Origin of the sequence: Streptomyces sp. NPDC004667, from assembly GCF_040609475.1 — a bacterium.
GTDB lineage: Bacteria > Actinomycetota > Actinomycetes > Streptomycetales > Streptomycetaceae > Streptomyces.
In genome coordinates this window covers 1-26,728 of sequence record NZ_JBEXKC010000089.1, presented here as the reverse complement: position 1 = coordinate 26,728, position 26,728 = coordinate 1, and the positions used below count along the sequence as shown (strand labels likewise).

At 70.6% G+C, this 26,728-nt stretch carries 21 protein-coding genes and 1 pseudogene; 17 read left to right on the top strand and 5 right to left on the bottom strand.

The features are described from left to right. From ABZW32_RS32950 to ABZW32_RS32930, 5 genes are all read right to left on the bottom strand, one after another. A partial coding sequence (locus ABZW32_RS32950; RefSeq protein ID WP_356223175.1) for a serine/threonine-protein kinase occupies nt 1–2,320 on the bottom strand: 2,320 nt, incomplete at its 3' end. Between the two features lie 73 nt (nt 2,321–2,393). Continuing rightward, nucleotides 2,394–3,176, bottom strand: coding sequence for a succinate dehydrogenase/fumarate reductase iron-sulfur subunit (locus tag ABZW32_RS32945; RefSeq protein ID WP_356223172.1), 783 nt, complete (start codon nt 3,174–3,176; stop codon nt 2,394–2,396). Next, the gene (locus tag ABZW32_RS32940; RefSeq protein WP_356223169.1) at nt 3,173–5,074 is read right to left on the bottom strand and encodes a fumarate reductase/succinate dehydrogenase flavoprotein subunit; all 1,902 of its coding nucleotides are present in this window, start codon (nt 5,072–5,074) and stop codon (nt 3,173–3,175) included. The genes ABZW32_RS32945 and ABZW32_RS32940 overlap by 4 nt, the downstream gene beginning before the upstream one ends. 1 nt (nt 5,075) lies before the next feature. Then, nucleotides 5,076–5,900, bottom strand: a complete 825-nt coding sequence (locus tag ABZW32_RS32935; RefSeq protein WP_356223166.1) for a hypothetical protein — start codon at nt 5,898–5,900, stop codon at nt 5,076–5,078. 93 nt (nt 5,901–5,993) lie between these two features. After that, nucleotides 5,994–6,215, bottom strand: coding sequence for a hypothetical protein (locus ABZW32_RS32930; RefSeq protein ID WP_356223164.1), 222 nt, complete (start codon nt 6,213–6,215; stop codon nt 5,994–5,996). A gap of 358 nt (nt 6,216–6,573) precedes the next feature. Between ABZW32_RS32930 and ABZW32_RS32925 the strand changes: the two genes are divergently transcribed. The 17 genes and pseudogenes from ABZW32_RS32925 to ABZW32_RS32845 form a co-directional block, all read left to right on the top strand. Beyond that, on the top strand, nt 6,574–8,949 hold the full coding sequence (locus tag ABZW32_RS32925; protein WP_356223161.1) for an ABC transporter family substrate-binding protein: 2,376 nt from the start codon (nt 6,574–6,576) through the stop codon (nt 8,947–8,949). Nucleotides 8,950–9,284: 335 nt separating this feature from the next. Then, nucleotides 9,285–11,189, top strand: a complete 1,905-nt coding sequence (typA, locus tag ABZW32_RS32920) for a translational GTPase TypA (RefSeq protein ID WP_356223158.1) — start codon at nt 9,285–9,287, stop codon at nt 11,187–11,189. Nucleotides 11,190–11,637: 448 nt separating this feature from the next. Further along, nucleotides 11,638–13,263, top strand: a complete 1,626-nt coding sequence (locus tag ABZW32_RS32915; RefSeq protein ID WP_356223155.1) for an ABC transporter substrate-binding protein — start codon at nt 11,638–11,640, stop codon at nt 13,261–13,263. 94 nt (nt 13,264–13,357) lie between these two features. Further along, nucleotides 13,358–14,302, top strand: a complete 945-nt coding sequence (locus tag ABZW32_RS32910; protein WP_356223153.1) for an ABC transporter permease — start codon at nt 13,358–13,360, stop codon at nt 14,300–14,302. Next, nucleotides 14,295–15,260, top strand: a complete 966-nt coding sequence (locus ABZW32_RS32905; RefSeq protein WP_356223151.1) for an ABC transporter permease — start codon at nt 14,295–14,297, stop codon at nt 15,258–15,260. Before ABZW32_RS32910 ends, ABZW32_RS32905 begins: the two co-directional genes overlap by 8 nt. Before the next feature lie 13 nt (nt 15,261–15,273). After that, nucleotides 15,274–16,326 (top strand): ABC transporter ATP-binding protein, encoded by a 1,053-nt coding sequence (locus ABZW32_RS32900; RefSeq protein WP_356223150.1) that lies wholly within the window; start codon nt 15,274–15,276, stop codon nt 16,324–16,326. Next, nucleotides 16,319–17,371 carry a dipeptide ABC transporter ATP-binding protein gene (locus ABZW32_RS32895; RefSeq protein WP_356223147.1) on the top strand — a complete coding sequence of 351 codons (1,053 nt, stop codon included), beginning with the start codon at nt 16,319–16,321 and terminating at the stop codon, nt 17,369–17,371. The genes ABZW32_RS32900 and ABZW32_RS32895 overlap by 8 nt, the downstream gene beginning before the upstream one ends. Before the next feature lie 129 nt (nt 17,372–17,500). Further along, nucleotides 17,501–18,439, top strand: a complete 939-nt coding sequence (locus ABZW32_RS32890) for a GNAT family N-acetyltransferase (protein WP_356223145.1) — start codon at nt 17,501–17,503, stop codon at nt 18,437–18,439. Nucleotides 18,440–18,546: 107 nt separating this feature from the next. After that, nucleotides 18,547–20,178: an ABC transporter substrate-binding protein gene (locus ABZW32_RS32885; RefSeq protein ID WP_356223142.1), complete on the top strand. Its 1,632-nt coding sequence runs from the start codon at nt 18,547–18,549 to the stop codon at nt 20,176–20,178. A 31-nt stretch (nt 20,179–20,209) separates the two neighbouring features. Continuing rightward, a complete protein-coding gene (locus tag ABZW32_RS32880; RefSeq protein ID WP_356223139.1) occupies nt 20,210–21,133 on the top strand; it encodes an ABC transporter permease in 924 nt (307 codons plus the stop codon). Between the two features lie 25 nt (nt 21,134–21,158). Beyond that, nucleotides 21,159–22,136 carry an ABC transporter permease gene (locus tag ABZW32_RS32875; RefSeq protein WP_280916506.1) on the top strand — a complete coding sequence of 326 codons (978 nt, stop codon included), beginning with the start codon at nt 21,159–21,161 and terminating at the stop codon, nt 22,134–22,136. A gap of 15 nt (nt 22,137–22,151) precedes the next feature. Continuing rightward, on the top strand, nt 22,152–23,126 hold the full coding sequence (locus tag ABZW32_RS32870; RefSeq protein ID WP_356223136.1) for an ABC transporter ATP-binding protein: 975 nt from the start codon (nt 22,152–22,154) through the stop codon (nt 23,124–23,126). Further along, a complete protein-coding gene (locus tag ABZW32_RS32865; protein ID WP_356223133.1) occupies nt 23,119–24,168 on the top strand; it encodes a dipeptide ABC transporter ATP-binding protein in 1,050 nt (349 codons plus the stop codon). Before ABZW32_RS32870 ends, ABZW32_RS32865 begins: the two co-directional genes overlap by 8 nt. Before the next feature lie 379 nt (nt 24,169–24,547). Beyond that, entirely contained in the window at nt 24,548–24,742 is a 195-nt protein-coding gene (locus ABZW32_RS32860) for a hypothetical protein (protein WP_136213899.1), read from the top strand. 37 nt (nt 24,743–24,779) lie between these two features. Then, nucleotides 24,780–25,715 (top strand): N-acetyl-1-D-myo-inositol-2-amino-2-deoxy-alpha-D-glucopyranoside deacetylase, encoded by a 936-nt coding sequence (mshB, locus tag ABZW32_RS32855; RefSeq protein ID WP_356223129.1) that lies wholly within the window; start codon nt 24,780–24,782, stop codon nt 25,713–25,715. Then, entirely contained in the window at nt 25,712–26,095 is a 384-nt protein-coding gene (locus ABZW32_RS32850; protein ID WP_356223126.1) for a DUF6113 family protein, read from the top strand. The genes mshB and ABZW32_RS32850 overlap by 4 nt, the downstream gene beginning before the upstream one ends. A gap of 206 nt (nt 26,096–26,301) precedes the next feature. Continuing rightward, nucleotides 26,302–26,728: pseudogene (locus ABZW32_RS32845) on the top strand (hypothetical protein); the annotation flags it as partial.

The following is a 26,728-nucleotide window of genomic DNA, read 5'->3' as shown; positions in this document are numbered from 1 at the left end:
GGCGTAGCCGCAGAACGACACGGCGTGCGCGGGGGTGAGGGTGCCGTGGGCGACCACCTTGAGGGTCTGCTCGGGCGGCCTCCAGGGCCGCGCGGGCCGTGTCCACCTCCTCGTCGCCGGTGTCGGGCCCGTCCGGCCGGCGCGGGGCGCCGGCCCGCTCGCGCAGCCGCGCGGCGCCACCCCCGTCGGTGTGCCGCCAGGCCTGCTCGCGCGGCCCGTCCGCGCGGCCCGCCACCAGTTCCGCGAGGGCCCGCTCCGCCGCGTCGAGGGCCTCGGCCGCGCCCGCCCGGTCCCCGACGGCGGAGCGTTCGCCGGCCACCCGGCACAGTGCCCGTACCCGGGCCCCGCCCGCCGGGACCCGGCCGGCCAGGCGCAGCGCGGCGGCCAGGTCGTGCCGGGCCACGGCCGTGACGGACTTCGACTCGGTGGCCGCGCGGACCGCGGCGCTCGTGATCCGGGCCAGGTAGCGCTCGGCGCGGGCGGGGTCGGTGGGGGCGCTCGCGAGGGCCGCACGGGCCAGTACGGCCTCCTCCGCGGAGCTCCCCGCGAAGTGCCGCTCGGCCAGCCGGACACCGCGCTCCGGGGCCACCGCCGCGAGCTCCTCCGCCACCTTGCGCAGCCGGGCCGCGCGGGCGGGGCCGGACACGGTGAACAACGCCTGCTGCGCGTCGGTCAGCACCCGTTCGGTGCGGCGGGGGGCGTCCCGGGAGATCCGCCGGGCCAGCCCGGTCAGCAGGGCGGCGACGCGGGCGCCGTCGCCGTCGCCGTCGGTCCACGCCCAGAGCTCGGCGTCGTCCAGCAGCCGGCTCGCCAGGCCCGCGTCGAAGCGGGCCGCGGCCTCCGCCGCGAGGGCGAGCCCCTCGGTGCGGACGTCACCGGCGCCGGGCGGCAGGGAGACCAGCGTCTCCTCCGCCTCCAGCAGCAGTTCCCGTGCGACCTCCCGCACGGCCTCCGGCAAACCGCCGCCCCCGCCCGCCCCCGGCCGGTTCCCGGCTGCCGCCCGGCCCGCGGTCCTCCCGGCCTCCGCCCGACCCGCGGCCCCGCCCGCCTCCGGCACGCCGACGGCCCCGCCCGCTGCTGTGTTCCTTTCCGCCACGGCGACGGCCGCGCCCGGCTCCGGCCGGTCCCCGGCCGCCGACCGGCCTGCGGTCCCGGCCGCCTCGGGCCCGTTCAGGGCCTCCGGCCAGTTCGTGGTCCCGAAGGCCTCCGGGCCGGTCACGGCCTGCGGGACGTCTTCGAGGGCCTCCGGTCGGCCTGCGACCCCGGGCGCGCCCGCTGCGCCGTTCGGGTCCGGGCCGTCGTCGGCCTCCGGCGGCCCACCCGCGGCCTCCGCCCGTCTTGCGGCCTCCGGCCCGGCCGGGTCATCGCCCGGGGGCCGCGCCCCCGAGGGCGCCCCGGCTCCGGGTCCGGACGCCGCGGCCCCCGCGGCGTCCGGGCCCCCGCCCCCGGCACGGGTCTCCGCGCCGGTCGCCGCCGGGGTTCCCGTACCGGCCCCGCCAGGGGCCACCGGCAGGCCCCGCAGCGCCTTCGCCACCGCCTCCGCCGACTCCGGCCGGTCCGCCGGCGCCTTCGCCAGCAGCGCCAGCACCAGCCGGTCCAGCTCCCGGGTCACCGCCGCCCCGGCCTCGCGCAGCGACAGCGGGGCGTCCTCCACGTGCCGCCGCATCAGGACGTACATCGGCTCGGCCGAGCCGAACGGCGGCTCCCCGCTCAGCAGCGCGTACAGCACGCACCCCAGCGCGTACAGGTCGCACCGGGCGTCCACGTGCTCGCCCCGCCACTGCTCGGGCGCCATGTACGGCGGCGTGCCGAAGATCCGCCCCGTGACCGTCCAGCCCGCCGTCGCGTCCGCGGAGTGCGCGATGCCGAAGTCGCAGATCTTGAGCCGGCCGCCCGGCAGCAGGAAGAGGTTCCCCGGCTTCAGGTCCCGGTGGACCACCGCCCGTTCGTGCGCGGCGGCCAGCGCCTCGGCCGTCTGCGCCGCCAGGTCCACCGCGACGGCGGCCGGCAGCCCGCCCCGCTCCCGGGCCAGCACCGCTCCGAGGTCCTCGCCCGACAGCAGCTCCATCACGATGAACAGCCGGCCCTCGTGCCGCCCCACGTCGTGCACCACGGTGATGCCCGGATGCTGGAGCCTCGCCCCGATGGTCGCCTCCCGCCGGAACCGGGCGATCAGCTCCTCGTTCGTCGCGGCCTCCAGCAGCACCTTCACGGCCACCGCACGGTCGAGCTCCAGGTCGTGGCCGCGCCACACCTCGCCCATGCCCCCCGCGCCGAGCCGCCGGTCCAGCCGGTACCGGTCCGCCAGTCGATCCCCCACCCGCACCGCACAGCCCCCTGACGTCACGTCATCCGACGGTCACTCAGGGGGCATTGTCCAACCGCGAAGTGAACTACCGGGGGTCGGAATCCGAACGGCGCCGGATCCTGCTCCCCAGCCACACCAGGGGGTCGTACTTGCGGTCCACGGCCCGCTCCTTCAGCGGGATCAGGGCGTTGTCGGTGATCTTGATGCCCTCGGGGCAGACCTCCGTGCAGCACTTGGTGATGTTGCAGTAGCCCAGCCCGTGTTCCTCCTGGGCCGTGCGCTTGCGGTCCAGGCCCGCCTCCTCGGCCGCGTCCAGCGGGTGCATGTCGAGCTCGGCGACCCGCATCAGGAAGCGCGGACCGGCGAAGGCCGCCTTGTTCTCCTCGTGATCGCGCACCACGTGACAGGTGTCCTGGCACAGGAAGCACTCGATGCACTTGCGGAACTCCTGCGAGCGCTCCACGTCCACCTGCTGCATCCGGTACGCGCCCGCCGCCACCCCCTCCGGCGGCACGAAGGCCGGGACCTCGCGCGCCTTGGCGTAGTTGAAGGACACGTCCGTGACCAGGTCCCGGACCACCGGGAAGGCGCGCAGCGGGGTGATGGTGACCGTCTCGTCCCGCGCGAAGACGGACATCCGCGTCATGCACATCAGCCGGGGCCGCCCGTTGACCTCCGCGCTGCACGAACCGCACTTGCCCGCCTTGCAGTTCCAGCGCACCGCGAGGTCGGACGCCTGCGTCGCCTGGATCCGGTGGACGATGTCCAGGACCACCTCCCCGTCGTGCACCTCGACGGTGAAGTCCCGGAGCGATCCGCCCTCCGCGTCACCCCGCCAGACCCGGAAGCGTGCGTCGTAGCCGGTCATTCGCAGAGCTCCTCTTCGGCGAGGTACTTGGCCAGCTCTTCCTTCTCGAACAGGGCGAGCAGGTCCGGGCGGATGGGCTCGGTCCGGATGGGGGTGAGGACGATCCGGCCGGCGGCCGGATCGGCGGGGGGCGGGTCCACCGGCCGGCACAGCAGGTTGACCGGCCGCCACTCCCGTTCCATCGCGGGGCGGTCCTCCCGGGTGTGCCCGCCCCGGCTCTCGGTCCGCTCCAGGGCGGCGCGGGCCACGCACTCGCTGACCAGCAGCATGTTGCGCAGGTCCAGTGCCAGGTGCCAGCCGGGGTTGAACTGCCGGTGCCCCTCGACCCCGGCGCGGGCGGCCCGTACGCGCAGCGCGGCGAGCCGCTCCAGGGCCTCGGCCATCTCGGCCTCCCGGCGGATGATGCCGACCAGATCGTTCATGGTCGTCTGCAGCTCCTGGTGGAGCGTGTACGGGTTCTCGGCGCCCTCCGCCGCGTGGAAGGGGGCCAGCGCCTCGGCGGCCGCCGCGTCGACCTGCTCCGGGGAGACCACCGGCCGCGCCGCCCCGTCCGACGCGTACCCGGCCGCGTGCAGTCCCGCCCGGCGGCCGAAGACCAGCAGGTCGGAAAGGGAGTTGCCGCCGAGCCGGTTCGAGCCGTGCATGCCGCCCGCCACCTCGCCGGCCGCGAACAGTCCCGGTACGCCGACGGTGGCGGCGGTGTCCGAGTCGACCGCGATCCCGCCCATCACGTAGTGGCAGGTCGGGCCGACCTCCATCGGTTCGGCGGTGATGTCCACGTCCGCCAGCTCCTTGAACTGGTGGTACATGGACGGCAGCCGCTTCCTGATCCGCTCGGCCGGCATCCGGGTCGACACGTCGAGGAAGACCCCGCCGTGCGGGGAGCCGCGGCCCGCCTTCACCTCGGAGTTGATGGCCCGCGCCACCTCGTCGCGGGGCAGCAGCTCGGGCGGACGCCGGTTGTGGTCCGGGTCCTCGTACCAGCGGTCGCCCTCCTCCTCCGACTCGGCGTACTTCTCCTTGAACACGTCCGGCACGTAGTCGAACATGAACCGCTTGCCCTCGGAGTTGCGCAGCACCCCGCCGTCGCCGCGCACGGACTCGGTGACGAGGATCCCCTTCACCGAGGGCGGCCAGACCATGCCCGTCGGGTGGAACTGCACGAACTCCATGTTCAGCAGCGGGGCCCCGGCGAGCAGGGCCAGCGCGTGGCCGTCGCCCGTGTACTCCCAGGAGTTGGAGGTGGTCTTGAAGGACTTGCCGATCCCGCCGGTGGCCAGGACCACCGCCGGGGCCTCCAGCACGAAGAACCGCCCGCTCTCGCGCTCGTAGCAGAAGGTCCCCGAGACCCGGGCGCCGTCCTTCAGCACCCGCGTCACCGTGCACTCCTGGAAGACCTTGAGCCGGGCCTCGTGGTCCCCGTACTCCTTGAAGTCCTCCTGCTGCAGCTGGACGATCTTCTGCTGGAGGGTGCGGATCAGCTCCAGGCCCGTCCGGTCGCCGACGTGCGCGAGGCGCGGGTACTCGTGGCCGCCGAAGTTGCGCTGGGAGATCCTGCCGTCGGGCGTGCGGTCGAAGAGCGCACCCCAGGTCTCCAGCTCCCAGACCCGGTCGGGGGCCTCCTTCGCGTGCAGTTCGGCCATCCGCCACTGGTTGAGGAACTTGCCGCCGCGCATCGTGTCGCGGAAGTGCACCTGCCAGTTGTCGTGGTCGTTGACGTTGCCCATGGAGGCGGCGATCCCGCCCTCCGCCATCACCGTGTGGGCCTTGCCGAACAGGGACTTGCAGATCACGGCCGTACGGGCGCCCCGCTCGCGCGCCTCGATCGCGGCCCGCAGCCCGGCGCCGCCCGCGCCCACCACGACCACGTCCCACTGCTGCCGTTCCACCTGTGCCATCTCAGAAGATCCTCGGGTCGGTGATGGTGCCGCTGGCCAGCAGGTACACGTAGAAGTCGCACAGGGCGACGCTGATCAGGGAGGCCCAGGCCAGCTGCATGTGCCGGGCGTTGAGCCGGCTCACCCAGCCCCACAGCCGGTAGCGCACCGGGTGCTTGGAGAAGTGCTTCAGCCGGCCGCCCATGATGTGCCGACAGGAGTGGCAGGAGAGCGTGTAGGCCCAGATGAGCACGATGTTGACGAGGAACAGCAGGGTTCCCAGGCCCATGTGGCCCCAGGCGTAGTGCCCGTCGCGGAAGGTCAGGACGGTGTCGTACGTGAGGATCGAGGCGACCGGCACCGCGGCGTAGAAGAAGTACCGGTGCGCGTTCTGCAGGATCAGCGGGAACCGGGTCTCGCCCGTGTACGAGGCGTGCGGCTCGGCGACGGCGCAGGCGGGCGGCGAGGCCCAGAAACCCCGGTAGTACGCCTTGCGGTAGTAGTAGCAGGTCAGCCGGAAGCCGAGCGGGAAGACCAGGATCAGCAGGGCGGGGGACAGGCCCCACCAGCTGCCGAAGAGGTCCAGGTTGGGGCCTCCGCGCATCGGGACGCAGTTCTCCGCCAGACAGGGCGAGTAGAACGGCGACACGTACGGGGCCGCGTAGTAGTCGGCGTTCGAGAAGGCCCGCCAGGTCGAGTAGACGATGAAGGCGAGCAGCCCCGCCGCGGTGCCGGCGGGCGAGAGCCACCACCGGTCGGTGCGCAGGTGCCGGGCCGCGATGGCGGCCCGGGAGGGGTCGTGGACGCCGCCGGGCCGCTGTCGGTGTGGTTCCGTGCCTGTGGCCAAAGGGGACTCCGGGTGGAGTGATGAGGGGTGGCCCAGGAGGCCCGGCCGGGGCGGCCGGGCCAGATGGGGAGTGCGCGGACGGCAGGGGACGGGTCAGGGGGCGCGGCGGTCGCGGGCGCCGAGGCCCTCGTCGTCGGTGTCCGTCCACAGCGTGCTGTCGTACGGGGTGTCCGGGACGGACACCATCCGGCCCGCTTCGGGGGTCCTGGGAGCGGCCGGCGACTGTCGTGCGACGTCCTGCTCCAGCCGCTCCACGGAGCGGACCAGCTCGTTCAGATTGCGTCGTACGGCCGTCAGATCGTCTTGCAGGGACATGACGTGACCTCACTTCCGCGGGTGCGGTGGCAACGCTTCCGGGCGCCTGCGAGTGTCGCGCCTCCCGTCCCCGGTTGTGAAGGGACGTGCAGCGATTCCGGGCGCGCAGGCGTGAACCGTGCGCCCCTCCCTGCCCCCATTTTCATCCCTCTCCCGGGGGAACGCGCGCCCGCGCGCAAGCCGGATTGGTCCGCACGGGTGGGGTTCGCGGCGTGGCGGAGGGCCGCTCCTGAGGAGCCGGGCGGGCGTCTATTTCAGTGGGATCCGGCACCAGTGTGATCAGCTCCATATACCGCCGAACGTGATCAAGACCCCCCTCTTTCACGGCCACCCGCGCCCCGCCCCGGAGGTACCACCCATGACCCAGAGAACGCGCAGGTCCTTGGCGCTCCTCACCTCGGGAGTCCTTGCGCTGCCGCTGCTCGCGGGATGCGGGGCGGCCGAGGAGGAGGGCGGGACGGCCGCCGCGGGACCGGACATCGCGGTCACGACCCGCGACCGGGTCGCCGACGGCGGAGTCCTGCGCTGGGCGGTGGACTCGCTGCCGGAGACCCTGAACACCTTCCAGGCCGACGCCGACGCCACCACCACCCGGATCGCGGGTGCGGTCCTGCCGCAGCTGTTCGTGCTGGACGCCAAGGGCCGGCCGGTGGCCAATCCCGACTACCTGGAGAAGGCCGAGGTCGTCGAGCGCGAGCCGAAGCAGGTCGTCCTGTACAAGCTGAACCAGAAGGCGGTGTGGAGCGACGGCCGCGAGATCGGCGCCCCCGACTTCGTCGCCCAGTGGCGGGCCCTGAACGGCAAGGACTCGGCGTACTGGACGGCCCGCAACGCCGGCTACGACCGGATCGAGAAGATCGAGCGCGGGAAGAACGACCTGGAGGTGAAGGTCACCTTCTCCAAGCCGTACGGCGACTGGCGCTCCCTGTTCGGCCCGCTCTACCCGAAGCAGGTCATGGGCACCCCCGAGGCCTTCAACGAGGGCGCGCGCGGCGCCCTCAAGGTCACCGCCGGACCCTTCGGCCTCGGGGCCATCGACAAGAAGTCCGGCACCGCGGCCCTGACCCGCAACCCGCGCTGGTGGGGCCGGGCCGCGAAGCTGGACACCCTCGTCCTGACGGCCGTGCCCCGGGCGGCCCGCCCGGCCGCGCTGGCCGAGGGGAAGGTCGACCTGGCCGAGATCGACCGCGCGGGCGCCGACCGGATCGCCCTCGCCCACCGCGACGCCGGCCAGGTGAACGGGGCGCACGGCCCCGCCGCCGACCTCACCCCGGCGCAGGCCACCCTCTCCTGGGCGATCGCCCACGGCTCCGACGAGACCAAGGCGAAGGAGGAGCAGGAGAGCCGCGAGAAGAACGCGCAGGCCGTCAAGAAGTACGCCGACGAGCAGTCGGCGCTGCGTTCCTTCGCCGTCCGCAAGTCGCTGGAGCCCGCCTACACGCAGCTGGCCATGAACGGCGCCTCCGGCCCGCTCTCCGACGAGCGGGTCCGGCGGGCGGTGGCCCGCGCCCTGGACCGCAAGGAACTCGCCGAGATCGTCCTGAAGCCGCTCGGCCTGCCCGCGCAGCCGGTCGGCAGCCACCTGGCCCTGGCCGGGCAGCAGGCGTACGCCGACAACAGCGACGCCCTCGGCGGCCTGGACCCCCAGGCGGCGCAGGCCCTGCTCTCCGACGCGGGCTGGCGCAAGAACGGCAAGCTCACCGACCCGGCGGGGGCCAAGGCGGGCTCCGAGAGCGACGGCAGCGGGACGAAGGACGACTCCAAGACCCCCTCGGGTCCGGGAACCGGCAACGACGGCCTCTACATCGTCGGCCAGGACGACGGCCGGGGCGGCGCTCCCCGCCGCGCCGCCGCCCACGAGGGCCACGGCGCGCACGCGGCCGCCGGTCTCCCCGAGGGCCCCGCGCGGGAATTCGACGGGGAGATCGTCGACGCGGACCGGTTCGCGCCGGGCGCCCGCCGGGAGCAGCCCTCCCCGGTGCTCGCCCCCGGCTCCCTCGCCGCCCAGCAGGAGGAGGCGCTGCTGACCCAGGCCCGGACCCTCGACGACGCCAAGCGCGCGGCGGCCGACGCGGACGGGCAGGGCGAGAACGGCGCCGACGACAAGGAACCCGCGCGGGCCACCCCGGCCCCCGCCCCGGCCAAGCAGGCCGCCCGTACCTCCGGCGCCGTCCTCGCCAAGGACGGCAAGCCCCTCACCCTGCGCTTCGTCCTCCCGGCGGGGCCCGGCTCGGAGGCCCTGCGGTCGGTCGGCGACCGGATCTCCCGGATGCTCCAGACGATCGGTGTCGCCACCGAGATGAAGAAGGTCGCGGACGAGAGCTTCTTCAAGGACCACGTGGCCTCGGGCCAGTACGACCTGGCGCTCTACTCCTGGCCCGCGACGGCCTACCCCGCCACCGACGCCCGCCCCATCTTCGCCAAGCCGGAGCCGGCCGCGGACGGCTCGCTCGTCGTCGAGCAGAACTACACCCGCGTGGGCACCGACCACATCGACCAGCTGTTCGACCAGGCGGCCGGTGAGCTGGACGAGGAGCAGTCCCGGGAGCTGATGCGCAAGGCGGACGCCCGGATCTGGGCCGCGGCCGGTTCCATCCCCATCTACCAGCGCCCCGAGCTGGTCGCCGTGAAGCCCGGCCTGGCCAACGCGGGGGCGTTCGGGCTCGGGGCCCCGCGGTACCAGGACATCGGCTGGATGAAGCCGCCCACCGAGAAGGACGCGAAGAAGAAGTAGTCGCGCCGAACAAGTGGTGAAAAAGCGGGGCCTGGCAGGTTGACCCGCGGGTCACTAGCTCAGATGTGACTCAATTCCCTTGCCCGCCGGATCCCCGGCGGGCAAGGTCGTTGATACCCATTGACCCGCAGGAACACAGGCTCCTCCCACGGCCGGGACTCCCCACCCCGAACCCGGCCGCGCTCAGTCGTCCGGCCCCTTGACAGACCCCCCGGCAGGCGGTTCCCGCCAACCGACGTAGGATGGGGTAAGGCCGTGGCAGGTTTTCCGCCCGGTCGAGGCGCGCGTGCCAGGCCGTACGCGACGCCATCCACGATCCCGGGAGAAGCGCCGAAGTGCCCACGCGCCACGACATCCGTAACGTCGCCATCGTCGCCCACGTCGACCATGGCAAGACGACCATCGTCGATGCCATGCTCAAGCAGGCCGGTGCCTTCGCCGCCCACCAGCAGCTCGACGACCGCATGATGGACTCGAACGACCTGGAGCGTGAGAAGGGCATCACGATCCTCGCCAAGAACACGGCGGTGAAGTATCACCCCAAGGACGGCGGGGCCCCGATCACGATCAACATCATCGACACCCCCGGCCACGCCGACTTCGGTGGTGAGGTCGAGCGCGGTCTGTCGATGGTGGACGCCGTCGTCCTCCTGGTGGACGCCTCCGAGGGTCCGCTGCCCCAGACCCGCTTCGTCCTGCGCAAGGCCCTGCAGGCGAACATGCCGGTCATCCTCTGCATCAACAAGACGGACCGTCCGGACTCCCGGATCGACGAGGTCGTCAACGACACCTACGACCTCTTCCTGGACCTGGACGCCACCGAGGACCAGATCGAGTTCCCGATCGTCTACGCCTGCGGCCGTGACGGCATCGCCTCGCTGACCAAGCCCGAGGACGGCACCGTCCCCGCGGACAGCGACAGCCTGGAGCCGTTCTTCTCCACCATCCTGGAGCACGTCCCGGCCCCGGTGTACGACGAGGAGGCCCCCCTCCAGGCCCACGTCACCAACCTGGACGCCGACAACTTCCTCGGCCGCATCGCGCTGCTCCGCGTCGAGCAGGGCGAGCTGCGCAAGGGCCAGACCGTCACCTGGATCAAGCGTGACGGCAGCCAGTCGAACGTGCGCATCACCGAGCTGATGATGACCGAGGCGCTCACCCGCAAGCCGGCCGAGGTGGCGGGCCCGGGTGACATCTGCGCGGTCGCCGGTATCCCCGACATCATGATCGGTGAGACCCTGGCCGACCCGGAGAACCCGATCGCGCTCCCGCTGATCTCGGTCGACGAGCCGGCGATCTCCATGACCATCGGTACGAACACCTCCCCGATGGTCGGCCGCGGCGGTACGGGCAAGGGCGCGGACGCCAAGTCCGCGGTCAAGGACCGCAAGGTCACCGCCCGCCAGGTCAAGGACCGCCTGGACCGCGAGCTGATCGGTAACGTCTCGCTGCGCGTCCTGGACACCGAGCGTCCGGACGCCTGGGAGGTCCAGGGCCGTGGTGAGCTCGCGCTCGCCATCCTGGTCGAGCAGATGCGCCGCGAGGGCTTCGAGCTGACCATCGGCAAGCCGCAGGTCGTCACGCAGGAGATCGACGGCAAGGTGCACGAGCCGGTCGAGCGCATGACGGTCGACGTCCCCGAGGAGCACATGGGCGCGGTCACGCAGCTCATGGGCGTCCGCAAGGGCCGCATGGACAACATGTCGAACCACGGCTCCGGCTGGGTCCGCATGGAGTTCGTCGTCCCGTCGCGCGGTCTCATCGGCTTCCGCACGGAGTTCCTGACGAACACCCGCGGTACCGGTATCGCCCACTCGATCCACGAGGGCCACGAGCCGTGGTTCGGCCAGCTGGTGACCCGTAACAACGGTTCCCTGGTCGCCGACCGCTCCGGCTCCGTGACGCCGTTCGCGATGATCAACCTGCAGGAGCGCGGCGTCCTGTTCACCGAGCCCGGCACCGAGGTGTACGAGGGCATGATCGTCGGCGAGAACTCGCGCGCCGACGACATGGACGTGAACATCACCAAGGAGAAGAAGCTCACGAACATGCGTGCGGCTTCCGCGGACAACACGGAGAACGTGGTGCCCCCGCGCAAGCTGTCGCTGGAGCAGTCCCTGGAGTTCTGCCGCGACGACGAGTGCGTCGAGGTGACCCCGGAGGCCGTGCGCATCCGCAAGGTCGTCCTGGACCAGAAGGAGCGCTCGCGCACCGCTTCCCGCGCGAAGTCCGGCAAGTAGTACACGAGTTCGGCGTGAGCCGCACTCCAGCCGGACGCTGACTCGTACGCGTACGGCTTGAAACAGCCCCTCCCCGCACCGGACCGGTGCGGGGAGGGGCTGTTCGCTTTTGTCAAGCGGATTGTTGCGTTCTGGTGTCCGCATTCCGAGCGTGACACTCCGGAAGGTGAGCTAACCGTCCGTTTCGCACGTGTCTGTCTCCTATCCGTTTGTCCGGATTTCGGGTTTTCGCCATGCGGTGATGTTGTGAAAACGAGACCACTTAAGTGTGGTTTACGGTCTGGGCGTCCCTGAGGATGGCTCCATTGAGCTCGGGTCAATGGGTCACACGCTGTGGGGAGCGTCGACTCACGAGCACACACGATGGGACCGGATTTCGCTGTCAGGGGTGTCAGTGGAACCCGGGTCCTTCACGAATCGACAGTGACTCCTGAGGAGGCAAATACCCATGCGCGGAGCAACGAGCGCCAAGTGGGTCGCGGGTGCCGTCATCGTGGCGATGGCTGCCACGGCTTGCAGCACCAGCAAGAACGACGCCGCCGGCGGCAAGGGCGGCAACATCACGGTGGTGCTCGGCGAGCCGCAGCACGGCCTGATCGGTCAGAACACCGCCGAGTCCGAGGGCGCCGAGGTTCTCCACGCGCTCTTCACCGGTCTGGTCGACTACGACAACAAGACCAACGAGCCGAAGCTGGCCGCCGCCGAGTCCATCAACACCACCGACTCGAAGACCTGGACCATCAAGGTCAAGGACGGCCTCACCTTCCACAACGGTGAGAAGGTCGACGCCCAGTCCTTCGTCCGCGCCTGGAACTGGGGCGCCAACCAGGACAACGCCGCCGAGGGCATGCCGTTCTTCTCGAAGATCGAGGGCTCCGAGGAGCTCGCGCCGGGCAAGGACAAGAAGCCCACCTCCAAGGAGCTCAAGGGCCTCAAGGTCGTTGACGAGCGCACCTTCACCGTCACGCTGAAGGAGCCGTTCTCCCAGTTCAAGACGATGCTGGGCTACAACGCCTTCTACCCGCTGCCGAAGGCCTTCGAGACCGACGGCGCCAAGAAGTTCGGCGAGAACCCGATCGGCAACGGCCCCTTCCAGATGGACGGGAACTGGGACCACAACAAGCAGATCAAGGTCAAGCGGTTCGACAAGTACCCGACCGAGGGTCGCGCCAAGCTCGCGGGCGTCACCTTCAAGATCTACGACAACCTGGACACGGCGTACAACGACCTGCGTTCGGACAACATCCAGATCGTCGACAAGCTCCCGATCTCGGCGATGGCCACCGTCTCCCAGGAGTTCGGCGACCGCTACATCTACAAGCCCGAGTCGGCCGTCGGCTACATCGGTCTCCCGCTGGAGCAGAACCCCGAGGCGTTCGGCAAGGTGGAGATCCGTCAGGCCCTCTCCATGGCCATCGACCGGGACGCCATCACGAAGACCATCTTCAACGGCACCCGCAAGCCGGCCGACGACTTCATCAGCCCCATCATCCCGGGCTACCGCAAGGGCGCGCTGGGCGAGGTCGGTACCTACAACCCGACCAAGGCCAAGGAGATCTTCGAGAAGGCCGGCGGCATCCCCGGCAACAAGATGGAGCTCGGCTACAACGCCGACGGCGGCCACAAGGAGTGGATCGAGGCCGTCGCCAACCAGCTGAAGGCGAACCTCGGCATCGAGGTCACCGCCAAGCCGTTCGCCAAGTTCGGCGAGCTGCTGGACGACCTGGGCGCCTCGAAGTACAAGGGCGCGTTCCGCATGGCGTGGTCCATGGACTACCCGGCGGCGGAGAACTACCTCCGTCCGGTCTTCTCGAAGGTCGCCATCGAGAACGGCTCGAACTACGGCCACTACAAGAACGACGAGTTCGAGAAGGTCATGGCGGACGCCGACAAGGCCACCGACCCGGCCGAGGGTCTGAAGCTGTACCAGAAGGCCGATGACATCATCATCCGGGACCTTCCGTACATCCCGATCTTCACCTACATGTCTTCTTCGGCCTACTCCAAGTCCGTGAAGAACGTCGAGGTCGACGCCCAGGGCCGCATGGACCTGGCGAACGTCGAGCTCAACTAACACCCCTCTTCACGTAGGGGAATCCCGGGGGCGGGCAGGCGGAATCAGGTTTCCGTCTGCCTGCCCTTTCCCCCTGTTCTTTGCTGGAGGTCTGATGGGCCGCTACCTCATCCGCCGACTCATACAGGCGATCCCTGTTCTGATCGGTGCCACGTTCCTGATCTACTGGCTGTCCTTCAAGCTCCCCGGTGACCCGATTCAGGCACTGGCCGGAGAGAAGAAGGCAGACCCGCTCGTCGCGGCGATGCTTCGCGAGAAGTACCACCTCAACGACTCGTTCCTGTCGCAGTACTGGAACTACATTTCCAACCTGTTCCAGGGCAACTTCGGCGAGACCCTGACCGGACGATCCGTCTGGGACAAGATCACCGAAGCCTTCCCCTACACGATGAACCTGGCGATCGTGGCCTTCCTGATCGAGGCCGTCGTCGGCGTCCTGGCGGGCATCATGGCCGCCCTGCGCCGTGGCAAGTTCCTCGACCAGCTCGTGCTGCTGTCCACGCTCCTGGTCATCTCGATCCCGGTCTTCGTGAGCGGCTTCATCCTTCAGCTGACGCTCGGCGTCCAGCTGAAGACCAGCTGGGGCATCGACTTCTTCCCCGTCTCCTTCAACGAGAACGACGGCATCCGCGCCTACCTGCTCCCGGCCCTGGTGCTCGCCTCGACCTCGCTCGCGTACGTGGCACGACTGACCCGTACCAGCCTGATGGAGACGATGCGCGCCGACTACGTCCGCACCGCCACCGCGAAGGGCCTGCCCCGCCGCCGTGTCGTGGGCCGTCACGCGCTGCGCAACGCGCTCATCCCGATCGTCACCTTCCTCGGCGCCGACCTCGGCTCGCTCATGGGTGGCGCGGTCATCACGGAGAAGATCTTCAACATCCACGGGATCGGCGGCCTGCTGGCCGAATCGGTCTACCGCAAGGAAGGCACCGTGATCGTGGGCGTCGTCTCGCTCCTGATCATCGTGTACCTGGTCGCCAACCTGATCGTGGACATGCTGTACGCCGTGCTCGACCCGAGGATCCGCTATGCGTGAGACAACTACGGTGGGGGACGAGTTGACCGACACCAAGACCGCCGGCGCGCCCTCCACGAGCGGCACGGTCGGCAACACCCCCGGCAAGAAGGCGAAGAAGGAGCGCGAGGCCAGCCTCTGGTCGGACGCCGTCTCCGACCTCCGCCGCAACCCCATCTTCCTGATCGGCTCCGCGCTGGTCCTGCTGCTGATCGTGCTCTCCGCGGTCCCGCAGTGGTTCACGCCGGACAGCCCGTTCACCGCCGGCGCCTGCCAGCTCCAGGACTCCCTGAAGAAGCCGAGTGCCGACCACTGGTTCGGCTTCGACGTCCAGGGCTGCGACGTCTACACGCGCACCGTGTGGGCGGCCCGCAACTCGATCATCGTCGGTATCGTCACCACCGCCCTGGTGATCATCGTCGGCGGTGCGCTGGGTCTGGTGGCCGGCTGGGTCGGCGGCATCGTCGACAGCATGCTGTCCCGCTTCACCGAGATCTTCTTCGCCATCCCGCTGCTCCTCGGCGGAATGCTGATCATGTCGGGCCTCGGCAAGGGCAACGCCTGGACCGTGTCCGTCGTGCTCGCCACGCTGGGCTGGCCGCAGATCTTCCGCATCATGCGGTCCTCGGTGCTGCAGAACAAGAACAACGACTACGTGGTCGCGGCCCGCGCCCTCGGCGCCGGCACGTGGCGCATCACCATGCGCCACATCCTGCCGAACGCCGTCGCCCCCGTCATCGTGGTCGGTGCGATCAGCCTCGGTGTGTACATCGGTGCGGAGGCGGCGCTGTCCTACCTCGGCATCGGCGTCCAGCCGCCCGGCATCTCCTGGGGTCTGATGGTCAGTGACGCCTCCGTGCGCTGGCTCCAGGCACCGCACGTGCTCCTCTTCCCGGCCGCCGCGCTGAGCATCACCGTGCTCGCGTTCATCATGGTCGGCGACGCGGTGCGCGACGCCCTCGACCCGAAGCTGCGCTGAGGAAGGGCGTACGTTGACTATCGACAAGACCTCACACGTCCCCGCGCCCCGTTCGGCGCCGGAGGGGACCCCCCTGCTCGAAGTGCGCGACCTGCACGTCGAGTTCCACACCCGCGACGGTGTCGCCAAGGCCGTCAACGGTGTCTCGTACTCGGTGAACGCCGGCGAGACCCTCGCCGTCCTCGGCGAGTCCGGCTCGGGCAAGTCCGTGACGGCGCAGGCCATCATGGGCATCCTCGACATGCCCCCCGGCAAGATCCCGCACGGCGAGATCCTGTTCCAGGGCCAGGACCTGCTCAAGCTCCCGGCCGAGGACTTCCGCAAGATCCGCGGCCAGAAGATCGCCATGATCTTCCAGGACGCGCTGTCCTCGCTGAACCCCGTGCACACGGTCGGCGCCCAGCTCGGCGAGATGTTCCGCGTGCACCGCGGCATGTCGAAGAAGGACGCCACGGCCAAGGCCGTCGAGCTCATGGACCGGGTGAAGATCCCCGCCGCCAAGGCGCGCGTGGGCGACTACCCGCACCAGTTCTCCGGCGGTATGCGCCAGCGCATCATGATCGCCATGGCGATGGCCCTGGAGCCTGACCTGATCATCGCCGACGAGCCGACCACGGCCCTCGACGTGACGGTCCAGGCCCAGGTCATGGACCTGCTCGCGGAGCTCCAGCGCGAGATGAACATGGGTCTGATCCTGATCACCCACGACCTCGGCGTCGTCGCCGACGTCGCGGACAAGATCGCCGTCATGTACGGCGGCCGGATCGTCGAGAACGCCCCGGTCCACGAGATCTACAAGCGTCCGGCGCACCCGTACACCCGCGGTCTGCTCGACTCGATCCCGCGCCTGGACCAGAAGGGCCAGGAGCTCTACGCGATCAAGGGCCTGCCGCCCAACCTGCTCAACATCCCCTCGGGCTGCGCCTTCAACCCGCGCTGCCCCAAGGCGCAGGACGTCTGCCGCACCGACGTGCCCGTCCTGCACCAGGTGACCGAGCGCGACGGCAGCGAGCTGCCCGGCCGCGGCAGCGCGTGCCACTTCTGGAAGGAGCAGATCCATGGCTGAGCCCACCGGGAACGCCCCCGAGCGCGAGCCGATCCTCCAGGTCCGCAACCTGGTCAAGCACTTCCCGCTGACCCAGGGCATCCTGTTCAAGAAGCAGGTCGGCGCGGTCAAGGCCGTCGACGGGATCTCCTTCGACCTGTACCGGGGCGAGACCCTCGGCATCGTCGGCGAGTCCGGCTGTGGCAAGTCCACCGTCGCCAAGCTGCTGATGAACCTGGAGCGGGCCACCGCCGGCGAGGTCTTCTACAAGGGCCAGGACATCACCAAGCTGTCCGGCCGCGCCCTGAAGACCGTCCGCCGCAACATCCAGATGGTCTTCCAGGACCCGTACACCTCGCTGAACCCGCGCATGACGGTCGGCGACATCATCGGGGAGCCCTTCGAGATCCACCCCGAGGTGGCTCCCAAGGGCGACCGGCGCCGCAAGGTCCAGGAACTCCTGGACGTCGTGGGCCTCAACCCCGAGTACATCAACCGCTACCCGCACCAGTTCTCCGGCGGCCAGCGCCAGCGCATCGGCATCGCCCGCGGCCTCGCGCTCAACCCGGAGATCATCATCTGCGACGAGCCGGTCTCCGCGCTCGACGTGTCGGTGCAGGCGCAGGTCATCAACCTGATGGGGAAGCTGCAGGACGAGTTCAACCTCTCCTACGTCTTCATCGCGCACGACCTCTCGATCGTCCGGCACATCTCGGACCGCGTGGGCGTCATGTACCTGGGCAAGATGGCCGAGATCGGCTCCGACGCCGAGATCTACGAGCACCCCACCCACCCGTACACGCAGGCCCTGCTGTCCGCGGTGCCGGTGCCGGACCCCGAGGTCCGCGAGGCCCGCGAGCGCATCATCCTCACCGGTGACGTCCCCTCGCCGGCCAACCCGCCGTCGGGCTGCCGCTTCCGCACCCGCTGCTGGAAGGCCGAGGAGAAGTGCGCCACGGAGGAGCCGCTGCTGGCGATCCCGACGCGCTTCCAGGGCGTGAACACCCCGGCCGCCCACGAGTCGGCGTGCCACTTCGCGGAGGAGAAGGCCGTCCTGGCCGTCTGACCCCCTCCGTACGCTCGTCCCGGGGCGCCCGGGGCCGGAACCTTCCGGCCCCGGGCGCCCCGGCGCGTTGCCGTCCGTACCGCGGGAAGCCGTTTGCGTCCGGCCGCGGCGGGCGCCGACAGTGGGCGGATGCGCGACACGCTGACCGTCCGGCCCGCCGGCCCCGGGGACGCCCCCGACATCTGCGCCCTGCTCAACGCCGTCGACGTCATCGAGATCGGCAGACCCGAGACCGACCTGGGCACCGCCCTGGCCGACCTCAACCACCCCGGCGTGGACCTGGCCACCGATTCCTGGCTGGCCCTGCGGGCCGGCCGGCCCGTCGCCTACGCCCTCGTCTGGAACGACTCCGGACCGGGCCGGATCGACGGCGACCACTACGGGCTGCCCGGCGAGCCCAGGGCCGCCCGCCGGCTGCTGGAGCTGATGGAGGCCCGCGCCCGGGCGATGGCCGCCGGGGCCGACCGCCCGCGCCTGCGCCTGCAACTGGGCGCCGCCCCCACCCTGGACCCGGCCCTCCTCACCGGGCGCGGCTACCGCACCGTGCGCCGCCACCAGGTGATGACCCGTCGGCTCACCCCGGCCGACGCCGTCCCGCCCGTACCGCCCCCGGGACTGACCCTGCGCGACTGCGGGGCCGACCGGGCCGACCGCCGCCGCGCCCACGCCCTGGTGGAGGAGACCTTCGCCGCCCACTTCGGGCACGCCCCGCGCGCGTACGAACCCTGGCTGGACCACCTCGACGCCCGTGCCCTCGACTGGTCCCTGGTGTGGATCGCGAGCCTGCCCGGGGCGGGCGACGCGGCCGTGCTGCTCACCCGGGACGACCGCACCAGCATGGGCTGGATCAGCCACATCGGCGTACGCGAGGGGCTGCGCGGACGGGGCGTCGGCGGCTTCCTGCTCCGCCACGGCTTCGCCGCGTACGCCGCCCGCGGACGCGACACGGTGGGCCTCGGCGTGGACACCGCCAACGAAACCGGCGCACTCGGGCTGTACGAAGCGCACGGCATGCGACCGCACTACGCCGTGGACACCTGGGAGCTGCCTTTGCACTCGCAGGGGTGACAGCCGGGGGACGCGAGGGTGCAATCGGTCCAACGATGGGTGTGCAGGGACCCACATGGGGTGACATTGGCCCCGAAGCGAGTCCCGGTACCCCTAGGAGGCACTCCATGCGCGGAGCCACCCACGCCAAGTGGGCCGCATGTGCGGTGGCCGTCGCCCTCGCGGCGACGGCCTGCGGCGGTGGGGGCGGTGGCGGCGGCGGTGGCGGTGCCGAAGGGATCGTCAGTTCCTCCTGGGGTGACCCGCAGAACCCGCTGGAGCCCGCCAACACCAACGAGGTGCAGGGCGGCAAGGTCCTCGACATGCTCTTCCGCGGCCTCAAGCGCTACGACCCGAAGACCGGCGAGGCCGTGAACATGCTCGCCGAGAAGATCGACACCACGGACAGCCAGAACTTCACGATCACCCTGAAGGACGGCTGGAAGTTCAGCAACGGCGAGCCGGTCACCGCACAGTCCTTCGTGGACGCCTGGAACTACGGCGCGGACGTGCGCAACAAGCAGAACAACTCGCCGTTCTTCGCCGACATCGTCGGCTACGAGGACGTGCACCCGGCGACCGGCGAGCCCAAGGCGAAGACCATGTCCGGGCTGGTCGTCAAGGATCCCAAGACCTTCACCGTCGCCCTGAAGCACAAGTTCTCCACCTGGCCCCAGACCCTCGGCTACCAGGCCTTCTCGCCGCTGCCCAAGGCCTTCTTCACCGACCACACCGCCTGGCTCGACAAGCCGATCGGCAACGGCCCGTACACGGTGGACTCGTACACCAAGGGCACCGGCATGAAGCTGCGCAAGTGGGACGGCTACACGGGTGCGGACAAGGCGCTGAACGACGGTGTGGACCTCAAGGTCTACACCGACAACAACACCGCCTACACCGACCTGATCTCCGGCAACCTCGACCTGGTCGACGACATCCCGGCGCAGCAGCTCAAGAACGTCAAGAACGACCTCGGCGACCGGTACATCAACCAGCCGGCCCTCATCATCCAGACCCTCACCTTCCCGCTCTACGACCCGCAGTGGGCCAAGGAGGGCATGGAGAAGGTCCGCCGGGGCATCTCGATGGCGATCAACCGTGACGAGATCACCCAGCAGATCTTCCGCGAGACCCGTACGCCGGGCAAGGACTGGACCTCCCCGGCCCTGGGGGCCAAGGGCGGATTCAACGCCACCCTCTGCGGCGACGCCTGCAAGTACGACCCCGCCGCGGCCAAGAAGCTCATCCAGGAGGGCGGCGGCCTGCCCGGCGGGAAGGTCACGCTGACCTCCAACGTCGACACCGGCTCGCACCGCGAGTGGATGGACGCCGTCTGCAACAGCATCAACAACGCGATCGGCGAGGGCCCGGTCTGCACGGTCAACCCGATCGGCACCTTCGCCGACTTCAGGAACAAGCAGAGCGCCTACAAGCTGACCGGCCCCTTCCGCTCCGGCTGGCAGGCCGACTACCCGCTCATCCAGAACTTCCTCCAGCCGCTCTACTACACCGGGGCCTCCTCCAACTACGGCAAGTTCAGCAACCCGGACTTCGACAAGCTCGTCGACGAGGCCAACCAGGAGAGCGACGCCCCCAAGGCGATCGCCAAGTTCCAGGACGCGGAGAAGATCCTCGCCGAGCAGATGCCGTCCATCCCCCTCTGGTACCAGAACGGCAGCGCCGGGCACTCCGAACGGATCACCGACGTCGCCCTGAACCAGTTCAGCGTCCCGGTCTACAACCAGATCAAGGTCAGCTGACCCACCCCTCGGATCGATCCTGGAGCAGTCCATGGGACGTTACGTGATCCGGCGACTGCTCCAGATGATCCCGGTGTTCATCGGCAGCACGTTCCTGATCTTCTTCATGGTGTACGCGCTCGGCGACCCGGTGGCGGCCCTCTTCGGCGACAAGGCCCCCGACCCCGCCACCGCCGCGCGGATCCGCAAGGACCTCTACCTCGACCAGCCCCTGTGGAAGCAGTACCTGCACTACATGGGCCAGATCTTCCAGGGGGACTTCGGCACCGCCTTCAACGGACAGAGCGTCACCGACCTGATGGCCTCGGCCTTCCCGGTCACCCTGCGCCTGACCATCGTCGCGATCGTCATCGAGATCGTCGTCGGCATCACCCTCGGCGTCGTCAGCGGCCTGCGCCGGGGCAAGTCCGTCGACACCTCGGTGCTGGTGCTCACCCTCATCGTCATCTCGGTGCCCACCTTCGTCACCGGCTACCTGCTCCAGTACCTCTTCGGCGTCAAATGGGGCTGGGTGCGGCCCACCGTCTCCCCGGACGCCCCCTTCAACGAGCTGATCCTGCCGGGCATCGTCCTCGCCCTCGTCTCGCTCGCCTACGTCACCCGGCTCTCGCGCACCTCCATCGCCGAGAACGCCAAGGCCGACTACGTGCGCACCGCCACCGCGAAGGGCCTGCCGCGCCACCGCGTCGTCACCCGCCACCTGCTGCGCAATTCCCTGATCCCCGTGATCACCTTCATCGGCACCGACATCGGCGCCCTGATGGGCGGCGCCATCGTCACCGAGCGGATCTTCAACATCCACGGCGTCGGCTACCAGCTCTACCAGGGCATCCTGCGCAACAACTCGCCCACCGTGGTCGGCTTCGTCACCATCCTCGTGATCGTCTTCCTGCTGGCGAACCTGCTCGTCGACCTGCTCTACGCGGTCCTGGACCCGAGGATCCGGTATGCCTGACCCCGAGCGTCCGGAAGGCCCCCCCATGTACGACCCCGTGGGCCCGCGTCCGCGCGAGGCGGTCTCGCCCACCGGGCAGGGAGGACCGATGGACCTCGCCGTGGAGGAGGGCGAGAGCCTGGAGCGGCCCCCCGGCCCCGACACCGGACCGCGGGAGAGGGCGCGCTCGCTCTGGTCAGACGCCTGGCACCAGCTGCGCCGCAACCCCGTCTTCGTCATCTCCTCCCTGATGATCCTCTTCCTGGTGGTCATCGCGATCTGGCCCCAGCTCATCGCGAGCGGCGACCCCCTGTACTGCCAGCTGTCCAAGTCCCAGCAGGGCCCCGAGCCCGGACACCCCTTCGGCTACGACACCCAGGGCTGCGACGTCTACACCCGTACCGTCTACGGAGCCCGCGCCTCCATCACCGTCGGAGTCTGCGCCACCCTCGGCGCCGCCCTGCTGGGCTCCGCGCTCGGCGGGCTCGCCGGCTTCTTCGGCAGCTGGGGCGACGCCGTGCTCTCCCGCGTCGCCGACATCTTCTTCGGGATCCCCGTCGTCCTCGGCGGCCTGGTGTTCCTCTCCGTGGTCACCAGCACCACCGTCTGGCCCGTCGTCGGCTTCATCGTGCTGCTGGGCTGGCCGCAGATCGCCCGCATCGCCCGCGGCTCGGTCATCACCGCCAAACAGAACGACTACGTCCAGGCCGCCCGCGCCCTCGGCGCCGGCAACGGCCGGATGCTGCTGCGGCACGTGGCCCCCAACGCCGTCGCCCCCGTCATCGTCGTCGCCACCATCGCGCTGGGCACCTACATCGCCCTCGAAGCCACCCTGTCGTTCCTCGGCGTCGGACTGCGCCCGCCCACCGTCTCCTGGGGCATCGACATCTCCAACGCCGCCTCCCAGATCCGCAACGCCCCGCACATGCTGCTCTGGCCGGCGGGCGCGCTGAGCCTGACCGTGCTCGCCTTCATCATGCTCGGCGACGCGGTGCGCGACGCCCTCGACCCCAAGCTGCGCTGAGGAGTGAGTCGCCAGATGCTGCTCGAAGTCCGCGACCTGCACGTGGAGTTCAAGACCCGCGACGGCGTCGCGAAAGCGGTCAACGGGGTGAACTACTCGGTCGACGAAGGCGAGACGCTCGCCGTGCTCGGAGAGTCCGGCTCCGGCAAATCCGTCACCGCCCAGGCCGTGATGGGCATCCTCGACGTGCCGCCGGGCCGCATCGCCGGCGGCGAGATCCTCTTCAAGGGCAAGGACCTCCTCAGGATGAAGGAGGAGGAACGGCGCAAGGTGCGCGGCGCCGGAATGGCCATGATCTTCCAGGACGCCCTCTCCTCCCTCAACCCCGTGCTCAGCGTGGGCGCCCAGCTCGGCGAGATGTACGAGGTCCACCGCGGGATGTCCCGCAAGGACGCCAAGACCAAGGCCGTGGAGCTGATGGACCGGGTCAGGATCCCGGCGGCGCGGCAGCGGGTGGGGGACTACCCGCACCAGTTCTCCGGGGGCATGCGCCAGCGCATCATGATCGCCATGGCGCTGGCCCTGGACCCCTCCCTGATCATCGCCGACGAGCCGACCACCGCCCTCGACGTGACGGTCCAGGCCCAGGTCATGGACCTGCTCGCGGAGCTCCAGCGCGAGATGAACATGGGCCTGATCCTGATCACCCACGACCTCGGCGTGGTCGCCGACGTCGCCGACAAGATCGCCGTCATGTACGCGGGCCGGATCGTCGAGCACGCCCCCGTCCACGACCTCTACGGGGCCCCCGCCCACCCCTACACCCGCGGCCTGCTGGACTCGATCCCGCGCCTGGACCAGAAGGGCCAGGACCTCTACGCCATCAAGGGCCTGCCGCCCAACCTGCTCGCCATCCCGGCCGGCTGCGCCTTCAACCCGCGCTGCCCGATGGCGCGGGCCGCCTGCCGGGCCGAGGTCCCGCCACTGGCCGAGATCGCCCCGGACCGGGCCAGCGCCTGCTTCTTCTGGAAGGAGTGCCTCGGTGGCTGAGCCCATCCTGGAGGTCCGCGGCCTCGTCAAGCACTACCCGCTCACCCAGGGGATCCTGTTCCGGAAGCAGATCGGCGCGGTCAAGGCCGTCGACGGGGTCTCCTTCGGCCTGGCCGCCGGCGAGACCCTCGGCATCGTCGGCGAGTCCGGCTGCGGGAAGTCCACCGTCGCCAAGATGCTGGTCAACCTGGAACGCCCGACCGCGGGCACGATCTCGTACAAGGGCCAGGACATCACCAAGCTGTCCGGCCGCGCCCTGAAGGCCGTCCGCCGCAACATCCAGATGGTCTTCCAGGACCCGTACACCTCGCTGAACCCGCGCATGACGGTCGGCGACATCATCGGGGAGCCCTTCGAGATCCACCCCGAGGTGGCCCCCAAGGGCGACCGGCGGCGCAGGGTCCAGGAACTCCTGGACGTCGTGGGCCTCAACCCCGAGTACATCAACCGCTACCCGCACCAGTTCTCCGGCGGCCAGCGCCAGCGCATCGGCATCGCCCGCGGCCTCGCGCTGAAGCCCGAGGTCATCGTCGCGGACGAGCCCGTCTCCGCGCTCGACGTCTCCGTCCAGGCCCAGGTCGTCAACCTGCTGGAGCGCCTCCAGGGCGAATTCGGGCTCTCGTACGTGTTCATCGCCCACGACCTCTCGATCGTCCGGCACATCTCCGACCGGGTCGCCGTCATGTACCTCGGCCGGATCGTCGAGACCGGCACCGACTCCCAGATCTACGACCACCCCACCCACCCGTACACCCAGGCCCTGCTCTCCGCCGTGCCCGTCCCCGACCCCGGAGCCCGCGAGCGCCGCGAGCGCATCATCCTCTCCGGCGACGTCCCCTCCCCGGCCAACCCGCCCTCGGGCTGCACCTTCCGCACCCGCTGCTGGAAGGCCGAGGCGCGCTGCGCCGCGGAGGTCCCGCTGCCGACGGTCCCGCAGGCCTTCCCGTCCGGGCCGGCGGCCCACCCGTCGGCCTGTCACTTCGCGGCCGAGAAGCAGGTGGTGCCGCCCCCGCCGGCGCCCCCGAGGGACGTCGACGCGTAGCGTCCGGCCGGCCCGTCCGCCGGGCCCCGGCCGTTATAGCGATTATTTTTCGCCACCATGCGCACGGCGCCGCGGTCGGGTTCCGGCCAGGGCAACACGCTCTGTACGTGGGCGACTTGACCCCGTCTGCCCCGAGTTCTGGTCCGTGCGGACGGGCGGGATGTGGCCGTTCGGGCTCCGGGGGGCGCCCGGGGCGACGCGAGGTCCTCCCGCCCGGCCCCCGCGTGCCCCCGGGCGTGCGCGGCATGCGCCCCTCGTGCTGCCGGAATTCGATCGATGCGCTGGTACGGATAGTTATGATCCGTAGCGCACGGTGGGTATGACTTCGCCGAGCACGAGTACGCGTACCGATGTCCGCTCGACGTGGAGGTGAAACGCCGTGGCACTCTCGATCTCGGCCGTGGTGCTGCTGGCGATCGTCGTCTTCCTTCTGGTCCGGAAGTCGGGACTGAAGGCAGGGCACGCCTTCGTGTGCGTGCTGCTCGGGTTCTACCTGGCGAGCTCGACGATCGCTCCGACGCTCAGCCAGCTCACGTCCAACGTGGCGAGCATGATCAGCGGTCTGAAGCTGTAGGGACGCGGCCGCGCGGTCCTGCTCGTAGGCTGGCCCCATGAACGGTCTTCCCGCCCGTCGTCTGCTCCTCGTGCACGCGCACCCGGACGACGAGTCGATCAACAACGGCGTCACCATGGCCAAGTACGCGGCCGAGGGTGCCCACGTCGCCCTGGTGACCTGCACGCTCGGCGAGGAGGGCGAGGTCATCCCGGCCGAGCTCGCCCACCTCGCGCCGGACCGCGACGACACCCTCGGCCCCTTCCGGGTCGGGGAGCTCGCCGCCGCCATGAAGGAACTCGGGGTCACCGACCACCGCTTCCTCGGCGGTGCCGGCCGCTACCGGGACTCCGGGATGATGGGCGCCCCGCAGAACACCCGCCCCGGCGCCTTCTGGTCCGCCGACCTGGACGAGGCGGCCGGGTACCTCGTGGAGGTGATCCGGGAACTGCGGCCGCAGGTCCTCGTCACCTACGACCCCGACGGCGGCTACGGCCACCCGGACCACATCCAGGCCCACCGCGTCGCCACGCGCGGCGCGGAGCTGGCGGCCGACCCCGCCCACCGGCCGGAGCTCGGTCCCGCGCACGCGGTGGCGAAGGTGTACTGGAACCGGGTCCCGCGCTCGGTCGTCGACGAGGGCTTCGCCCGGCTGCGCGCCACCGGGGCCTCCTTCCCCGGCGTCGCGGGCCCACAGGACGTCCCCGGGGTCGTCGACGACGAGCGGATCACCGCCGAGATCGGCGACGACGGCGACGACGGCGAAGGCGGCGACGGCGAAAGCGGCCACGGCGGGCGGGTGTGGGCGGCGGCCAAGGCGGCCGCGATGCGCGCGCACGTCACCCAGATCGCCGTGGACGGCCCCTTCTTCGCCCTCTCCAACGACCTGGCCCAGCCCCTGCTCGTCCGCGAGTACTACGAACTCGCGGCGGGCGAGCCGGGAGCCCCGGCCGGCACGCGCGAGCGGGACCTCTTCGCGGGGGTGCGCGCATGACCACGCCCTGGACCCCCGGGCGGATCGCCGCCCTGCTCGGCCTGCTCGTCGCGGGCGCGCTCACCGGCGCGGCCGGCTGGCTCGTGCTGGACCTCTGGTTCCCGGCCGGGCTGCTGCTGGCCCTGCTGGCCCTGCTCGGCCTGTTCCTCGGCTCCCGCATCGCGACCGGCGCGGGGGCCGGAGTGGGCGCGGCGGCGGCCGGCTGGTTCCTGTCGTACGTCCTGCTCACGCTCCCCCGCCCCGAAGGGGACTTCCTGTTGGGTTCCTCCGGAATCGGTATGTACGCATACCTTTTGGGGGGAAGTGTGATCGCTGTGATCTGTGCCACGATGCGCGGCCCGGTGGAGGGGCCCGTTTCGGCCTCCCGGCCGCGCGGCTGACGGGCCGCCGAACTCCGCCCCTCGCCGATCGGGGACGGGTTGAGGGGGTTTGACGGGCCCTCGGGAGGGGGCGCGCGGGGAGCGAAGAGGAACCTGGGATTCCCGGGGGACAGTTGCGCGCGGGCGGCGGCCAGTATGGTGGACGGGCCGCCGAGCTGCCCGCGCAAGGTAAAGACGGGCGGCGGAGCCAACCGGGAGAACCTGCCTTGAGTCGTGAAACTGACAGTTCGTCCCCCGGGCCCCAGGGGCACGGTGGAGCCGCCTACCCCTCGGGTACGCCGCCGTACGGAACCGGCCAGCACCCGTCCACGACTGTGCCATTCGGGCCCGGCGCGACGAGCGCCCCGGAGGAGAACCCTGTGACGTCGAACCCGTCCACGCCCGACACCGACGGGCCGAAGACCGAGACCACCCTGACGACCCGGATCCGGATCAACATCCCGGGTTCGCGGCCGATCCCGCCGGTGGTCGTACGCAAGCCGGTGAAGGGAGCCGCCGCGGGCGGCTCCGCTCCGGAACGGACCGAGGCCGACCCGGCCCCGGCCCAGGCCCCGCCGCGCGGCGGGCCGCAGACGCCCGCCGCCGGACAGGCGCCGGCCGCCCGCGCCCTGCCGGCCGGTCCCGCGGGCCGGC

Coding starts and splice junctions, on each gene's coding strand:
- ABZW32_RS32945 (WP_356223172.1), bottom strand. CDS start 3,176: ATGACCGGCTACGACGCACGCTTCCGGGTCTGGCGGGGTGACGCGGAG.
- ABZW32_RS32940 (WP_356223169.1), bottom strand. CDS start 5,074: ATGGCACAGGTGGAACGGCAGCAGTGGGACGTGGTCGTGGTGGGCGCG.
- ABZW32_RS32930 (WP_356223164.1), bottom strand. CDS start 6,215: ATGTCCCTGCAAGACGATCTGACGGCCGTACGACGCAATCTGAACGAG.
- ABZW32_RS32925 (WP_356223161.1), top strand. CDS start 6,574: ATGACCCAGAGAACGCGCAGGTCCTTGGCGCTCCTCACCTCGGGAGTC.
- ABZW32_RS32915 (WP_356223155.1), top strand. CDS start 11,638: ATGCGCGGAGCAACGAGCGCCAAGTGGGTCGCGGGTGCCGTCATCGTG.
- ABZW32_RS32910 (WP_356223153.1), top strand. CDS start 13,358: ATGGGCCGCTACCTCATCCGCCGACTCATACAGGCGATCCCTGTTCTG.
- ABZW32_RS32905 (WP_356223151.1), top strand. CDS start 14,295: ATGCGTGAGACAACTACGGTGGGGGACGAGTTGACCGACACCAAGACC.
- ABZW32_RS32895 (WP_356223147.1), top strand. CDS start 16,319: ATGGCTGAGCCCACCGGGAACGCCCCCGAGCGCGAGCCGATCCTCCAG.
- ABZW32_RS32890 (WP_356223145.1), top strand. CDS start 17,501: ATGCGCGACACGCTGACCGTCCGGCCCGCCGGCCCCGGGGACGCCCCC.
- ABZW32_RS32885 (WP_356223142.1), top strand. CDS start 18,547: ATGCGCGGAGCCACCCACGCCAAGTGGGCCGCATGTGCGGTGGCCGTC.
- ABZW32_RS32880 (WP_356223139.1), top strand. CDS start 20,210: ATGGGACGTTACGTGATCCGGCGACTGCTCCAGATGATCCCGGTGTTC.
- ABZW32_RS32875 (WP_280916506.1), top strand. CDS start 21,159: ATGTACGACCCCGTGGGCCCGCGTCCGCGCGAGGCGGTCTCGCCCACC.
- ABZW32_RS32870 (WP_356223136.1), top strand. CDS start 22,152: ATGCTGCTCGAAGTCCGCGACCTGCACGTGGAGTTCAAGACCCGCGAC.
- mshB (WP_356223129.1), top strand. CDS start 24,780: ATGAACGGTCTTCCCGCCCGTCGTCTGCTCCTCGTGCACGCGCACCCG.
- ABZW32_RS32850 (WP_356223126.1), top strand. CDS start 25,712: ATGACCACGCCCTGGACCCCCGGGCGGATCGCCGCCCTGCTCGGCCTG.